This window comes from Candidatus Nealsonbacteria bacterium, from assembly GCA_011050465.1.
In the GTDB taxonomy this organism is placed as follows: Bacteria; Patescibacteriota; Minisyncoccia; order Minisyncoccales; family RBG-13-36-15; genus RBG-13-36-15.
Genome location: DRFQ01000001.1, coordinates 13,684 through 28,545, shown reverse-complemented (window position 1 = coordinate 28,545; position 14,862 = coordinate 13,684). Strand labels below are relative to the sequence as shown.

Sequence of the window (14,862 nt, the reverse complement as noted above, 5' to 3'; positions counted from 1 at the left end):
CAGTTCAAATAAAAAATATAAAATTAAAAAGGTCGGATTAGGCATTAAATTAAAATAGATTTATGAACGAAACAAGTAATCGAAAAAATTTATCGTCTCTTTATCTGCCAATTTCAATTATTATTGGCGCTATTATTATTACTGGAGCAATTATCTATACGAGAAGTCCGCAGGAAGAAACTTCTCTTGACCAGAAATCTCAGGAAGCAGCCGAGACTACTTCTCCATCAGAAAAAGAGTCTCCAGAAAAATTTACCATTGCTGAAAAAGATCATATCCGAGGAGATTTCTCAGCCCCAGTAACCATTGTTGAGTATTCTGATTTTCGGTGCCCATTTTGCCAAAGATTTCACCCTACCATGCAGCAGATTTTAGATGATTATTCCGGCCAGGTTCGCTGGATTTATAAACACTTTCCCTTAGACCAGATTCATCCTCAAGCTAGACCGGCAGCTGAAGCTTCAGAATGTGTCTGGGAACAGAAGGGGAATGATGGTTTCTGGCAATTTGCTGATCTGTTATTTGAGAATCAATCAAAGCTGGGAGAGAGTCTTTATAGAGAATTAGCTGTTCAGATTGGCCTTGATTCAGATCAGTTTAATAATTGCTTTTCTTCCAGAAAATACAAAGATAAAGTAGAGGCAGATTATCAAGAGGGAATAAAGGCAGGAGTGAGGGGAACTCCGGGAAGCTTTGTAAACGGTCAGTCTATACCAGGAGCTGTTCCCTATAACACACTTAAAGCGGCAGTAGATCAAGCCTTGATTGATCTGGAATAAAAAAGCTCATCTTTAGAAAAAATAAAAATGGAAGGAAAAAGAGATTTTCAAATTGTTTTAATGATCCAAAGTAGGAAATATTTATTGATTAGCTTTCTTTTTTCAGTTTTAATTTTAATTTTATATCCTCTTTTTCAGAATCTGCCTCTTTTTTCTCAAAACCTAAATAATTTTTGGTTCTCATTACAATATTGGTTTTCTCTCTTAACTCCCTTGAAATGGTTTTTGTACTTCTTCTATGGGGTTCTTTTCGGCTTAACCATTTCTTTTTTTATCTGGCAGAGGAAAAAAAGAATTTGCCCCCCGACCAAAATGATAAAATCAGGTTTTTTGGGAAGTTTTGGGGCTGGCTTGGGCGCAATCTTACCAGCCTGTCCAGCCTGTTTTTCTCTGGCCAGCCTTTTTCTTCCTTTCGGCGCCATTATTTTCCTAACAAAATACTCTACTTTGATAATGACGGGCAGTATAACTTTACTTTTTTTAACCCTCTGGTTCTTAGGAGCTTTCCAAAGAAAACAATAAATATTAATACTATTTGCCTCTAGATTTTATAGACCCCGTTAGACATCTCGTATTTGAAATTACTATTAAGTATGTCTTATTGAGGATCAAAAATTATTATAATAGAAAACAACAAAAAAATGTCTAACGGGGTGGAAGAGTTAGGTCCTGCACCAGGGCAAGCTCGGTTCGGAGCAGGAAAAAATCATAAGGAAACAGAGATGCAGCAATTGTCTAAGCAGGAAAAAAGATTATTCAAAAGACAACGTAAACAGGAAGAGCTTCATCGAAATCAGCGGGTAAAAAAGCTAAAAAAAATCTTTTGGATAGGCCTTGGAATCTTAATTATAGGAGGAGGAATTTTAGGCCTGGGTTGGTTTTTGGTCAATAGACCACCTGTTCCAGAATCAATAATTATTTCAAGACAAGGCATTCATTGGCATGCTGAACTTTCCATTTCAATTTTGGGCCAAAAACAGGAAATTTCAACCAATATAGGCATTGGATTTGGAGGACATAGGCCCATTCACACTCATGAGGCAGACGGTGTTATCCACATGGAATTTCCGGGTTCAGTTAAAGAAGATGATATAAGGCTTGCTCACTTTTTTGAAATTTGGGACAAGAAATTTAGCAAAGATTGTATTTTTGATAAATGTAATGGGCCAGAAGGTCAGGTGACAATATTTGTTAATGACAAAGAAAACTTTGAATTCGAAAATTATATTATGAGAGATGGAGATAAAATTGAAATAGTTTTTGAGTTATGATAAAATTAAAAATTACCAAAGGTCGGGTTTAATATAAATTACATAAAAGGGAGAAAAAAATATGTGTGACAATTGCGGTTGTAGTCAAACAGCTCAGCCAGAAAAAACTGAAGAAGAAAAAGAAAAAAAAGAAGGAGAGGGGGAGTAGATGTCGAATCGCTAAAACGAGTATAAATTTGCGAATTGAGAATCAAATAGTTTTGAGTGTTTTTGGGTTTACTAATGTTTTGTCTATAATTGAGAGATTTTGAAGAGATTAAGCGATATCTTACTTAAAAAACTTTATTGAATAAAATTAAAAGGTCGACTTACGCACTATCCCGACAAAGCGGGAAGTGCGGAGCAGGTTTATTGCTAAACTTTAAATATTTATGAATAAAACAATCTTAATTATCATCGTTATTCTCGTTGTAGTTGTTAGTGGATATTTTTTATTAAAGGGAGGATCTCAGGCGCCGACTCAGGCACCAACGCCGGCTTCCGGAATAGCACCAGGGACAGCGGAAGAAAAGACCGTTTTACCAGAGGGAACTTCAGTTCCAGAAGAAGAGCTATCGCCGGTGTCTGAAGTGAAAGAGTTCACAGTCTTTGGTACCGAGTACAGCTTTAGTCCATCTTCTATTACCGTTTCAGCCGGAGATCAAGTGAAAATAACCTTCAGGAATGATGGCAGTATTATCCACAACTTTAAAATTTCTGAATTGGAAGTAGGAACAAAAACTATTAGTCCTGGGCAAACAGATACTATTGAATTCACGGCTCCAGTTTCAGGGACCTATACTATCTTCTGCTCAGTTCCTGGTCATCAGGCAGCTGGCATGAAAGGATCGTTAAAGGTTGAATAAACTCATTTAATTTTTCATTTTTAACTTTAAACTCGGAATATGCCAACCTTAATCTTTGGTCAAGATTTACTCTTCTGGATTGCTGTAATTTTAACTGTTGTCTTTTTTGTCGATTTGGCAACCTGTTGGTGGTATAATAGCTTGAATTGGGGATTTTTACGAAAATTCAGAGACAAATTAATAAAATATCATAAATACACCAGAATTTTACTGATTTTTTTGATAGTAATTCATTTAATATTCCATATTTTATTCCAAGTTTTCGGAATTATATTTTAAACGAAGTAATAAATATCCCTAGAGGCATATTTTGAGTAAAGTGAAAAAACCTCACGAGACATATTTAAAAACAGGGCGTCGTTTTACGACGCCCTGTTTGGTGCCCCTTAGGCACAGTTACATTAGGCACAGCCACATTGTTTAACCTCATCTCCTTTTATTTCTTTGCGGTTTAATTGTTTATCATAACAATAGAGCTTTCCCTCTTTCTCGTCTTGGGCTTTCTGATGAGAACCATCACAAAGACCTTTTTCATTCCGGGTTAAGCCACAGCGGCAGACAAAAATTGGTTCACCGGTAGTGTCAACTTGGACTGGCGATTTTTCCGCGTGTTCAACGAGTCGTGTCATAATATTATTTTGTCATTAGAACTTATTTTTTACCCGACCTTTCCCCCGCCACTTTTTATCTAAGAGACTTTTCTTCGAAAAGTGGTGGGGGGTAAAAATTTTTCCTGAAATTTTATATTAAAATTTTTTAGGATTTATTCTGATAATTTGGTCATCATCTGGAGTGGGTAGGCCTCGGCCATCCCGGTTGCTGGTATTGGGGCGAAAAAAAAGTTTTAAAAAAATTGACTCAGATTATGGCTAAAATTTTAGATAAAGTTTCTAAATTAAAAAAGAGGCATCAAACAAATCTGCGTACTGTAGTTTATATTTTAGCCCTCCAAAGACTTTTTGGCAAAAAAAGATATTAAATGGCTGTGGATAACCTAATTGACAAAAATACCCCCCGGGGGTATCGTGAAGGCGCAGCTCATTTCGCTTATTCCATAAGGCGTATGTTCATGCTGGATAATGAGTGGATTCCGGCCAGTAGCCAACTGTGACGAGGGCTGCTGTACCAAGGGGTAGGAGGCTTTGGCCGCCTGCCCCGATAGAAAGAAGGGAAGAAGAGAGAGTTGAGCTGCCTTTTTCTCCCTTCTACCAACATTTTCTATAGAGTAAAATAGAGATTGTAATACATTAAAAAATCCCGAGTTTAACCTACTGGGTTAAAGATGAGAATATATGAAAAAAAACATAAAGAATAAGGCAATACGCAGATTAAAGATTTTAGAAGGTCAGATTCGAGGACTCCAAAAAATGATTGAGAGAGAAGAATACTGTATAGATATTCTTCATCAGTCATTGGCAGCAAAACAAGCGCTCTCAAGTATTGAGGATTTAATTTTAGAAAACCACCTGTCTACCCACGTGATTGAGCAGATTAAATCTGGCAAAGAGTCAAAATCTACGAGAGAAATTTTGGAAATTTATAAATTATCAAAGCGGTAAAAATGGTTGAAGAGGATAAATATTGTATCGATGTTTGTTAACTTTCTAATAAACCCCGTTAGAAATTCTGCATCTAGTCTATCGGGACTTATTAGAAAACTATAAATTTCTAACGGGGTAAATGAACAAAGAGCCAGCTTTAACTGAATTTCAAAAAAAGACCAGAGTTCCTTTAGTTGTTGCTTTCTTTATTTTGACCAGCATTTTTTTAATCGGTATTTTTTGGCTAGCTTTTACTCCTGGTCAAACCGTTGGTTTAACCCTTGCTTTTGCTGCAGGGCTTTCAATGATATTTTTACCCTGTACTTTACCTTTGGCCTTTGTCATTGTTCCTTTATCAATGGGCAGGGGATATAAGAAAGGACTTTTAATGGCTTTGTTTTTTGGCCTTGGGCTATCGATTACTTTAGCCATTTATGGAACAGTTATTGCTTGGGCAGGAAAACTTTTTGGATTAGATCGGGCCACCCAAATAATGTTTTTTGTGGCGGGTCTTGCCGCATTTTCATTCGGTTTGTCTGAGCTCAAACTATTAAAATTTAAAATACCCGGCTTTTCTGCTGCCACTCCCAAATGGATTCAAAAAAAAGGAAGTTATCTTAAATCGTTCTTTTTAGGATTTTTCCTGGGCAATGCCGGTGTGGGCTGTCCTAATCCAGCCTTTTATGTTCTTTTGGCTTATATCGCTTCTACGGGTAGTTTGGCTTATGGCGGTTGGCTAGGCTTTATTCATGGAGCAGGTAGAGCCGTTCCTTTAATTGCTCTTTCTATTTTGGGAATTTTGGGCATCAATGCTACTGGCTGGATTGTTAAAAAGAAAGTGACCGTTGATAAAGTCATGGGCTGGGCGCTGGTTATTATCGGAGCTTTTATATTCATTAATGGTTTGCCGGGAGGCCATCAGTGGTATGAAGAAACTTTTATTCATCAGGGTTGGAATAGAGCCGTAGAAGTTGTTGGCTTACCTGCCGAACTGGAGATGGACGAACATAAACATATTGAGCAACCATTTCAGAAATTTATTCCCTGGATTTTCTTTAGTTTGATTTTTATTCCTATCATTTGGAATAAACTAAGAAAAACAAAGGTCGATACTTAATAATTTATCATTCACTATTCATTTTATGAGTCAAACTTTTTGGAAATTTTGGGCCTGGGTTTCAATTATCTGTGGCCTTGGCGCTTATACGATTGGCTGGTACGGTCTATTAACAAAAACAGCCGTTTGGGGCATTGCCACTGAATTTTTCTTTTATGATTCCATGGCTGCTTTTATGCTTGGAATTTTTTTTGTAATCTACTCCGCCCATTACGGAAAGAAACAATAAAGATTTCTAAATAAAAAATGATAACGGGTCTTCTTATCACATTCAGAGAAACCCTTGAAGCCGCTCTGGTAGTGGGAATTGTTTTAGCCTATCTGGTTAAAATAAACCAACTGGGCTACAAAAAGTTTGTCTGGTGGGGGGTCATTTTTGGAATCCTTATTTCTATAGCAGGAGCGATCATATTTACGGCATTATTTGGAGGGCTTAGCGGAAGAACTGAAGAAATTTTTGAGGGCACCCTTATGTTGGTGGCCGCCGGGCTTTTAACCACCATGATTCTTTGGATGATAAGGCAGGGCAAATACGTCGCTCAGCACCTAGAGGAACAGGTGTCCAAGGAAATAAGCGAGAAACATGCCTTTGGTTTGATGGCTCTCGTTTTTTTCGCGGTTTTAAGAGAAGGAATAGAAACAGTAATATTTTTGGGAGCAGCTAGTCGGGTAGAGGAAGTTAATATTATAGGACCCGTATTAGGGATTGGAGCAGCTCTAATAGTTAGCTGGTTATTCTTCCGGGGAGCAATAAAATTAAGAATCGGAAGGTTCTTTCAAATTACCAGCATTATCCTCATCTTTTTTGCTGCCGGGTTAATTGCTCATGGAATTCATGAATTTCAAGAGGCAGGAATACTGCCTATAATTACAGAACATCTTTGGGATATCAATTGGATTTTAAATGAAGAAAGCACTTTTGGAAGCATTTTAAAAGCTCTCTTTGGCTATAATGGCAACCCCTCCTTTTTAGAAGCAGCAAGTTGGTCGATATATTTGGTGTTAGCCTTCGGAATTTATAGAAGTATTGAGAAGTTCCCTAACTCCAAAAATAAATAAATTAATAATTAAGAATTATGCCAAAATTACAATTCTTAACAATGTCAGGTTGTCACAATTGCGCAAAAGTTAAAAAAACAATTGAAGAAATTAAGCTAGATTTTCCAAGCCTTGAAATAGAGGAAGTTGATATAACAACTCCCAAAGGACAGGAAATGGTTCAAAAATACAGCATTATGTCTTCTCCGGGGATTATTATTGACGGAGAGCTGTTCTCAACAGGTGGCGTAAACAAAGAAAACCTTATCAAAAAATTAAAAGGTGAATAAATATGTTCAATATCTTTAAGAAAAAGTGTCCGATCTGCAAAATGGAATTAAAAGAAGGAGAGTATTATCCTAGTGGCTTTGGTAAAAAGTTTTGTTCTGATGAGTGCCGAGAAGAATATCGCAAGAAAATGGTAAAAGAGCAATCTGGAGCTTCCGGCGGAAGCTGTCATTAATTTTAAAAATCTTGTTTAATAAATTATTGTTTATGCCTCGCCCAAATTTTGCAAGATATACTTTGGCAGCCCGCTTCGCCCAACAAGGGTTGGGCCTATTCGGCCCATGCAGGCTGCGGGAGTTTCTTGGGGCAGTTTCAATTCATAGACATTGAGTAGAGGCGGCGGCAAAATTTAAGCGGAGTGCTCATTTTGGTAGCTGTTCGCTTTACTCACAGACAAAAAATGGCAAAATACGACGCTATTATTGCCGGAGCTAGTTTTGCCGGCCTGGTGGTGGCTAGAACTTTAAAGGGCAATATCTTGCTTATTGACGGCAAAAGAGAAATTGGGGCAAGCCAAAAATCTACTTGCTGTACTTATTATCACATTATAAAGAAATTAGGTTGCGAAGATTCTATATTACAAGTTATTGATACTGGAATTTTACATATCGGTTCAAAAAACATTACTTCTCGCCTCTATTATCCTCTTGCCACTTTTGATTATAAAAAATTTTGTCAGATTTTATATGAGAAAAGCAACACTCAATTTCTCTCAACTAAAGTTCGTGGCCTAAAAGGAGATAAAGTTATAACTGATAAAGGAAATTTCCAGTCAGAATGTATTATTGATGCTACAGGTTGGCAGGCAATCTTAGCAAGCTCTGTTAGAAAAGACTTTGTCCCCAAGAGCGGAAAAAGCTTTGGCATAGAAACAACGCCTTTTTATAAAAACAAAGCTATTGAAGTTTGGCTTAATCCTCAAATGATGCCAAAAGGGGTGACCTGGATTTTTCCTTGCGGTGAGTTTTCAAGATTCGGTATCGGGAGTTATATTGGTAAAACAAGGTTAAAAGAAGGCCTGGAAACTTTTTTGAAAGAATTTGAGCTAAAAATGACAAAAGACCTCCACGGAGGTCATTTTACCAATAATTTCAGGGAGCCGACTGTGGAGAATATTTTTGTTGTTGGCGATGCTGCCGGCCAATGCCTGCCCTTCAGCGGAGAAGGGATTAGATCTTCTCTTTATTTTGGCCAAAAATGTGGTAAAATTATTCAACGAATAATAGATGGAAAAATAACCAGAAACGAGGGGTTAAAAGAATATCGACAGGTTGTATTAAGACATAAAAAATATTATACCTTTCTTTCTTGGGCACAAAAAATTTCTATCACTTTCCCTAATTCATGGTTATCTTATTTCGTTAAATTCATCAGTCTGCGTCCGATTTTTAAATATGCGGAAAAAAAATATGTAGATTTAGCTAATTTAAAATAGACAATATATTATGAAAAAATCAAAAGTATCAAAATTAAAAAAAGTGCCTTGTTGGTCCGATCCTGATTTACCGCCGGCTAAAGAAGATTTTCGGAAAACTTTTTCTTGGCGGATTTTCAGGATAATGGCTGAATTTGTTGACGGGTTTCAGTTTATTGCTGATTTTAGAAAGGCGGTAGGTATTTTCGGTTCTACTCGTGCTTCATCCAAAGACCATTATTATCAAGAAGCCAGAAAATTGGCAAAACTTTTAGCTAAAGAGAAATTCGTAATAATCACTGGTGGCGGACCGGGGATAATGGAAGCTGCTAATCAAGGAGCTTTTGAAGCTGGAGGAGAATCAGTCGGTATAAATATTCAACTCCCCGAAGGCCAAAGAATGAACAAATACGTCAAAAGCCCTATTGGCTTTCACTATTTCTTCACCAGAAAGGTAATGTTTTCTTTTGCTTGTCAGGTTTATGTCTTTTTCCCGGGAGGATTCGGCACCCTTGATGAATTTTTTGAGATGATAACTTTAGTTCAAACCAAAAAGTTGCTAAAACCGGTTCTAGTAATAGCTGTGGGTAAAGAATATTGGAGCCCTTTATTTGATTGGTTGGAAAAGGAAGTTTATCAAAAAAGAAGTGCCGTCAATAAAAAAGATTTGTCTATTTTCCAGTTGGCCGATTCAGCCGAAGAAGCCTTTAAGATGATTCAAAAGTATGGACATAATTAAGGCTTCTGGTAAAAAAGAAAAATTTAACAAGGAGAAACTCTACCAATCTATTAAAAGGGCAGGAGTCAAACCGAAATTAGCAGAAAAAATTTGCCAGAATGTAGAAAAAAGCGTTTATTCTGGCATAAACTCTAGTCAAATTCTTGATCAAATTACCCATTCTCTTAAAAAAGAAAATCCAGTATTAGCTGCCAAGTATACTCTAAAAAGAGCCATAATGGAATTAGGACCAACGGGTTTTCCTTTTGAAAAATATATTGCTGAAATCTTAAAAGAATATGGATACTCGACGAAAGTAGGGAGACGAGTTCGGGGCTATTGTGTAAATCACGAAGTTGATATTGTTGCTCGGAAAGAAAAAAAGCATTTTATGATTGAGTGTAAATATCATAATAGTAGAGGTGTCCGTTCGGATGTAAAAGTAGCTTTGTATATTTGTGCGAGATTTTTGGATGTGAAAAAGACCTGGGAAAAAATCCCTGGTCATCGGCACTTTTTTCATCAAGCGTGGCTGGTTACGAACACTAGGTGCACTAGCGAAGCAATGCGTTATGCCCGTTGTGTTGGTTTAAAAATTATCAGCTGGCGTTATCCCAGAAATGAAAGCTTGGAATATTTAATTGAAAAGAAGGGACTTTATCCCGTTACTATCTTGCCCTCACTCACAAGATATACTAAAGAAAGGCTGGCCGAAAAACGAATTATTTTGGCAAAAAATTTATTAAAATATTCTGTTAATAACTTGGTTCGTTTTACTGGTCTTCAACCGAAAATTGCTAAAAAGCTTCAAGAAGAAGCCAGAGAATTATGTCGATGTTAACAATAGCCATTTTACTTAGTTTATTTTTGGGAGCGGTTCATTTTTGGAATGAAAAGATCTTTTTCAAGAAAGAGACAATAAAAGCTAAAACCATGTCTTTTGTGGCTGGAGCTTCGGTAGCTTATGTCTTTCTGTATCTCTTGCCGGACCTTTATAAGGGCGTAGCTCATATTAATCAATGGATATTTGTCTTTATTCTTTTAGGATTTAGCTTGGTTCATCTACTGGAAAAATATTTTTATCAACACATCCAAGGCGAAGAGCTCCTTTTTAGGTTTAAGGAAATTCATTTTTTTATTTTCTTTTTATATTATTTTGTTATCGGAATAGTCTTAATAAATTTTTTAGAATTTAGCACTATAAAAGGTTTATTGCTTTTTGTACCCATACTATTTTATGCAGCAGTTAGTAGGGTTTCTTTTGCCGAGGTTCACACTCATATTCGCGAACAGAAATTTTTCAGGATATTATTAGCTTTGGCTGCTCTTTTAGGAGTACTTTCAGCTCCAATAATTTTAGAAAGTACTTTTCTGTATCATATTCTTTTAGCTTTTATTGTCGGAGCTTTCTTCTATATTGTCATTATGGACCTTATTCCTAGAGAAGCTAAAGGAAGGCCAGAATATTTTTTATTGGGAGTTAGTCTTTACACTTTACTTATTATTTTAACCTGGATTATTTAAATTATGTCTTCAAGCCTAACCAATAAAAGATTTATCACTATAGGGTTTGCAGCTAGTCTGTTTTTGCTGGTTGTCTATTTTAGCATCCTTTCCGCAGCTAATTCTTTTTCCCACGCCATAGAACAGTTTAGCCAGATGTGGTATTGGATTTTACCTTTGGTAGCTGGTTTTGGCTTGCAGGTCGGTCTTTATTTTTATATCAGAGCATCATTTCGTTTAAGACAAATGGCTAATCCCACTGCCGCTGTAACTGCCTCAGGCGGTATTTCAACCGGCTCAATGGTTGCCTGTTGCTTGCATCATTTAGTTGATGTCTTACCCTTGATGGGATTGGCGGCAGCTGCCGTGTTTTTGACTCAATATCAAGCATTCTTTCTCTTTCTCGGAATTCTTTCGAATCTAATCGGCATTACAATAATGCTGGAAATTATCCAGAAAAATAAATTATCCGAAGGGTTTTTAAGAAGAGTATTAATCTATAATATGAATCAAATTAAAAAGATAGCTATTGGATCATCCCTCGTTTTGCTTTTAGCAGTTTTTTTCCTAATAAATGATCAGGTAAAAGTAGATGTTTCAGCAAATATTTCAACAACCGAAACAATAACCCCTAAAATCGGTAGTGAACCAAAATTGACCGAGGCAATAAGCTTACTAAACAAAACAGATAACCAAGGCGAAATTTTGTTCAAGGTAACTCCTTTAGATTTTAGCTTTAATACTCCCGTGAAGTTTGAAGTAAAAATCGATACCCATTCCGGCTCTTTAGGTTTTGACCTAACCGAGATCTCAATATTAGAGGATGATTTAGGGAATAACTATCAAGCTACTGACTGGCAGGGTTCACCGTCCGGAGGTCACCATCTGGCAGGCGTCCTTGTCTTTTCAAAATTAGATATTCAGGCAAAGAAACTAAAACTTATTATTCAAGACTCTTTCTTAAGAGTCTTTGAATGGGATTTAGAGTAATGACTAAAAAAGAAATAGCCAATTTAAAATGTCCTTTTTGCGGCTTTGTGCAAGAAGTCGAAGTTCCTCAAACAGGTTGCTTGGTATTTCACAAATGCGAAAAATGTCAGAAAATCATTTCTGTTCCAAAAGAAAGTAAAGAATGCTGTATTGTCTGTGTTTACTCTGATAAAAAATGCTCAGCATCTAAACCACCATACCATTAATGAGGACTGACTTTGTCAATCTTGACACCTTCGGTGCTCTGTCCTCGTTATGGTGTGGGTGTAAAGGTCAGAAAAATTATTTAGGGTAAACTTTATATTATGATTTCCATTGCTCGTAACAATTTATTTTTGTCCGTCCTCTTGAATTTTTTAATCTGGGGCAGCGGCTATATTTATAAAGGCGAAAGGGCTGTTTTTGGCTGGCTGTTGATTTTAGGGTATATTTTAGTTCATTGGTATGCATTATTCGTTTTAGGTTTTGAGGCAATAAGCTATCCTTATTCGGTTGTCCTTTTGGGCCACATTATTATTTCCATGGGCCTGGCCTATGATGTTTCTAGAAGGTAAGTAATGTTTTAAGAAATTTGAAGATAATCCCCAAAAATATTACAATTAAAAAATAAACTTAAAATAACTATTATGAAAAAAGAAATTTTAAAAATTCATGGCATGCATTGCGCATCCTGCGTTAGGAAGATTGAGGAAAGCTTGTCAAAAATTTCCGGCGTCAAATCCTGTCAGGTTAATTTCCCTTTGGCTCAAATGAGCTTAGAATTTGACGAAAAAACAGTTAGCTTGCCGAAAGTTAAAAAAGAAGTCCAACAATTAGGATACGATTTAATTATTCCTGAAAAAGAAGAAATAGCTAAAGGAAAGCAAGTTCTGGTTTTAAAAGTCACAGGAATGGACAACCCTCATTGCGCTCAAATTGTTGAGAAGGCAGTGAAATCAATTGAAGGCATTGATGATGTGAGGTTAGATTTTGGGTTAGAGAAAGCAATAATTTCATTTGATCAAAAATTAACAAACCAGGCGGCTATTAAAGAAAAAATTAAAGGAGCAGGATATAAGTCTAAAGATTGGGAAGAAGTTGAGGAAGATAAAGAAAAAATTGCCCAGGAAAAGCGAATTAGAATGTTGAAAATAAAATTTCTTTTCGGAGCGATTTTAAGTATCCCAATTTTTTTAGGCAGCTTTCCCGAATGGTTCCCTTGGGTTCCGGGAATTTTGCAGAATTTCGTTGTTTTGCTGATATTAGCGACTCCTATTCAGTTTTGGGTCGGCTGGCAATTCTATCAAGGTTTTTGGATTGCTCTTAAAAATAAAACAAGCGATATGAATACTTTGATTGTCGTCGGGACTTCAGCTGCCTATTTCTATAGTACTGCCGTGGCTTTCTTTCCAACTTTAGGAAAAGCTGTCTATTTTGATACTGCCACCATTATTATCGCCTTAATTATTTTAGGCAAGTTACTAGAAGCACTTACCATGGGTAAGACTTCAGCCGCCATTAAAAAACTAATTGGCTTGCAACCAAAAGTTGCCATGGTAATTAAAGAAGGAAGAGAAGTAGAGATACCAATAAAAGATGTTGAAGTTGGTGATATGGTGGTGGTTAGGCCGGGAGAGAAAATTCCTGTTGACGGGATTATTATAGAAGGTTATTCCTCGGTTGATGAGAAAGTTATCACCGGTGAATCAATGCCGGTTGGCAAAAAAGTGGGCGAGGAGATTATCGGGGCGACAATGAATTTATCCGGGCTTTTAAAATTCCAGGCAACCAAGGTTGGCAAAGACACTCTTTTAGCTCAAATTATTAAAATTGTTGAAGAAGCCCTAACGTCAAAAGCTCCGATTCAAAGATTGGCCGATAAGATAGCTTCTTATTTTGTACCGGTAGTTATTGTTATCGCCGTTTTGTCATTTGGATTTTGGTATTTCATAGCTGGCCAGCCATTTTTATTCGCCTTAATAATTTTCGTCGCTGTTTTAATTATTGCCTGCCCCTGTGCTTTGGGCATAGCCACGCCGACAGCTATTATGGTTGGAACAGGGCTTGGGGCCGAAAAAGGCATTTTAATAAAAGGTGGAGCAGCCTTGGAAACTGCTCATAAACTCCAGGCGGTAATTTTTGACAAAACAGGTACTTTGACGAAAGGAGAGCCGGAAGTTACAGATATCGTGCATTTCGAGATTAGCCAAAATGAAATTTTAAGATTAACTGCTATTGCCGAAAGAGGATCAGAACATCCTCTTGGTAAAGCCATAATTAAAAAGGCCGAGAAAGAAGGATTAAAGATTGAGGAAGGTAAAAACTATCAGACAGTTGCTGGAAAAGGAATAGAATGTCAATACCAAGATAAGATGATTTTTGTTGGCAATAGGATGTTTATATCAGACAAGGGAATAGAAATTAATCCAGAGACTGAGAAAAAATTGGAAGAGCTGGAAAATAAAGGAAAAACAGTAATAATTTTAGCCATTGATCAAAAAATCGCTGGCTTTTTAGCTTTAGCCGATACCTTAAAAGAATTTTCCAAAGAAGCCGTGGAAAAGCTTCAAAAAATGAAAAAAGAAGTTTGGTTAATTACAGGAGACAATAAAAGAACAGCACAAGCCATTGCTAAACAATTAGGCATCAAAGAAGACAGAGTGATGGCCCAGGTTTTGCCTCAAGATAAGGCCGAAAAGGTTAAAGAATTGCAAAAAGCGCAGAAAGTCGTTGCTTTTGTGGGCGATGGTATTAATGATGCGCCGGCTTTAGCTCAAGCAGATATTGGTATAGCTTTAGGTTCTGGAACTGATGTAGCCATGGAAACTGGCAATATCGTTTTAATCAAAGATGATTTAAGAGATGTTGTTACCTCCATTGATTTGAGCTCTTATACCGTCAGAAAAATCAGGCAAAATTTATTTTGGGCCTTTTTTTACAATACGGTCGGTATTCCAATAGCTGCTGGAATTTTGTATCCTTTCTTCGGTTTTCTTTTAAATCCGGTTATTGCCGCAGCTGCCATGGCCTTTTCTTCGATAAGTGTTATTCTGAATTCCCTTTCAATGAAAAGATACAAGTCAAAACTATAAGATCAATCAAAACAATAAAATTCAATTTTCGACCGTCAACCATTTTTTGACCGAGAGCTAATTGTCCTGAGATTGTTGAAGTGTGGCGAATACCAATACAAATTTGCTTGTGGCGGTTGTAGGGGGGGGGGCTGCTTTGGCAAACGGGGACTTTCTCGGAGAAGATCCTCGATGTTGGAAACAACAGAGTCAGATTTAAAGCCTCGTTCCGTAAGGAATCGAGGCCTTTTTGTTTTAGGGCTACAATATTGTCAAAAGGGAAAATTTAAGTTATCTTTTAATTGAGG

The 14,862-nt window shown here is 36.8% G+C and carries 19 protein-coding genes; 17 read left to right on the top strand and 2 right to left on the bottom strand.

Annotation, left to right across the window (positions count from 1 at the left end):
• Positions 1–62: 62 nt before the first annotated feature.
• Entirely contained in the window at positions 63–779 is a 717-nt protein-coding gene (locus ENH66_00155; protein ID HDZ54115.1) for a DsbA family protein, read from the top strand.
• 236 nt (positions 780–1,015) lie between these two features.
• Here the strand turns inward: ENH66_00155 and ENH66_00150 are convergent, their stop codons facing one another.
• Entirely contained in the window at positions 1,016–1,201 is a 186-nt protein-coding gene (locus ENH66_00150) for a hypothetical protein (protein ID HDZ54114.1), read from the bottom strand.
• Between the two features lie 219 nt (positions 1,202–1,420).
• Here ENH66_00150 and ENH66_00145 point away from each other — a divergent pair, with 219 nt between their 5' ends.
• The 3 genes from ENH66_00145 to ENH66_00135 all read left to right on the top strand — a co-directional run bounded on the left by ENH66_00145 (position 1,421) and on the right by ENH66_00135 (position 3,174).
• Entirely contained in the window at positions 1,421–2,050 is a 630-nt protein-coding gene (locus ENH66_00145) for a hypothetical protein (GenBank protein HDZ54113.1), read from the top strand.
• Positions 2,051–2,421: 371 nt separating this feature from the next.
• Positions 2,422–2,895, top strand: coding sequence for a hypothetical protein (locus ENH66_00140; protein ID HDZ54112.1), 474 nt, complete (start codon positions 2,422–2,424; stop codon positions 2,893–2,895).
• Between the two features lie 39 nt (positions 2,896–2,934).
• Positions 2,935–3,174 (top strand): hypothetical protein, encoded by a 240-nt coding sequence (locus ENH66_00135; GenBank protein HDZ54111.1) that lies wholly within the window; start codon positions 2,935–2,937, stop codon positions 3,172–3,174.
• 122 nt (positions 3,175–3,296) lie between these two features.
• Here ENH66_00135 and ENH66_00130 read toward each other — a convergent pair whose 3' ends face one another.
• Positions 3,297–3,524, bottom strand: a complete 228-nt coding sequence (locus ENH66_00130; GenBank protein ID HDZ54110.1) for a CDGSH iron-sulfur domain-containing protein — start codon at positions 3,522–3,524, stop codon at positions 3,297–3,299.
• A gap of 663 nt (positions 3,525–4,187) precedes the next feature.
• On the opposite strand from ENH66_00130, the gene ENH66_00125 reads away from it, so the two are divergent.
• The 13 genes from ENH66_00125 to ENH66_00065 all read left to right on the top strand — a co-directional run bounded on the left by ENH66_00125 (position 4,188) and on the right by ENH66_00065 (position 14,575).
• Positions 4,188–4,454 carry a metal-sensitive transcriptional regulator gene (locus ENH66_00125; GenBank protein ID HDZ54109.1) on the top strand — a complete coding sequence of 89 codons (267 nt, stop codon included), beginning with the start codon at positions 4,188–4,190 and terminating at the stop codon, positions 4,452–4,454.
• Positions 4,455–4,575: 121 nt separating this feature from the next.
• Positions 4,576–5,553, top strand: coding sequence for a cytochrome C biogenesis protein (locus tag ENH66_00120; protein ID HDZ54108.1), 978 nt, complete (start codon positions 4,576–4,578; stop codon positions 5,551–5,553).
• A gap of 25 nt (positions 5,554–5,578) precedes the next feature.
• The gene (locus ENH66_00115; protein ID HDZ54107.1) at positions 5,579–5,782 is read left to right on the top strand and encodes a hypothetical protein; all 204 of its coding nucleotides are present in this window, start codon (positions 5,579–5,581) and stop codon (positions 5,780–5,782) included.
• Positions 5,783–5,799: 17 nt separating this feature from the next.
• The gene (locus tag ENH66_00110; GenBank protein ID HDZ54106.1) at positions 5,800–6,612 is read left to right on the top strand and encodes a high-affinity iron transporter; all 813 of its coding nucleotides are present in this window, start codon (positions 5,800–5,802) and stop codon (positions 6,610–6,612) included.
• Between the two features lie 17 nt (positions 6,613–6,629).
• A complete protein-coding gene (locus tag ENH66_00105; GenBank protein HDZ54105.1) occupies positions 6,630–6,881 on the top strand; it encodes a thioredoxin family protein in 252 nt (83 codons plus the stop codon).
• 398 nt (positions 6,882–7,279) lie between these two features.
• A complete protein-coding gene (locus tag ENH66_00100; GenBank protein ID HDZ54104.1) occupies positions 7,280–8,314 on the top strand; it encodes an NAD(P)/FAD-dependent oxidoreductase in 1,035 nt (344 codons plus the stop codon).
• Positions 8,315–8,324: 10 nt separating this feature from the next.
• The gene (locus tag ENH66_00095) at positions 8,325–9,032 is read left to right on the top strand and encodes a TIGR00730 family Rossman fold protein (GenBank protein ID HDZ54103.1); all 708 of its coding nucleotides are present in this window, start codon (positions 8,325–8,327) and stop codon (positions 9,030–9,032) included.
• Positions 9,019–9,852, top strand: coding sequence for an ATPase (locus tag ENH66_00090; protein ID HDZ54102.1), 834 nt, complete (start codon positions 9,019–9,021; stop codon positions 9,850–9,852). Before ENH66_00095 ends, ENH66_00090 begins: the two co-directional genes overlap by 14 nt.
• Positions 9,840–10,535: a hypothetical protein gene (locus ENH66_00085; protein ID HDZ54101.1), complete on the top strand. Its 696-nt coding sequence runs from the start codon at positions 9,840–9,842 to the stop codon at positions 10,533–10,535. Before ENH66_00090 ends, ENH66_00085 begins: the two co-directional genes overlap by 13 nt.
• A 3-nt stretch (positions 10,536–10,538) precedes the next feature.
• Positions 10,539–11,504 carry a hypothetical protein gene (locus tag ENH66_00080; GenBank protein ID HDZ54100.1) on the top strand — a complete coding sequence of 322 codons (966 nt, stop codon included), beginning with the start codon at positions 10,539–10,541 and terminating at the stop codon, positions 11,502–11,504.
• Positions 11,504–11,710 carry a hypothetical protein gene (locus ENH66_00075; GenBank protein ID HDZ54099.1) on the top strand — a complete coding sequence of 69 codons (207 nt, stop codon included), beginning with the start codon at positions 11,504–11,506 and terminating at the stop codon, positions 11,708–11,710. The genes ENH66_00080 and ENH66_00075 overlap by 1 nt, the downstream gene beginning before the upstream one ends.
• Before the next feature lie 99 nt (positions 11,711–11,809).
• Complete coding sequence (locus tag ENH66_00070) at positions 11,810–12,058, top strand: hypothetical protein (GenBank protein ID HDZ54098.1); 249 nt, start codon at positions 11,810–11,812, stop codon at positions 12,056–12,058.
• 69 nt (positions 12,059–12,127) lie between these two features.
• Entirely contained in the window at positions 12,128–14,575 is a 2,448-nt protein-coding gene (locus ENH66_00065; protein HDZ54097.1) for a heavy metal translocating P-type ATPase, read from the top strand.
• Positions 14,576–14,862: the final 287 nt, after the last annotated feature.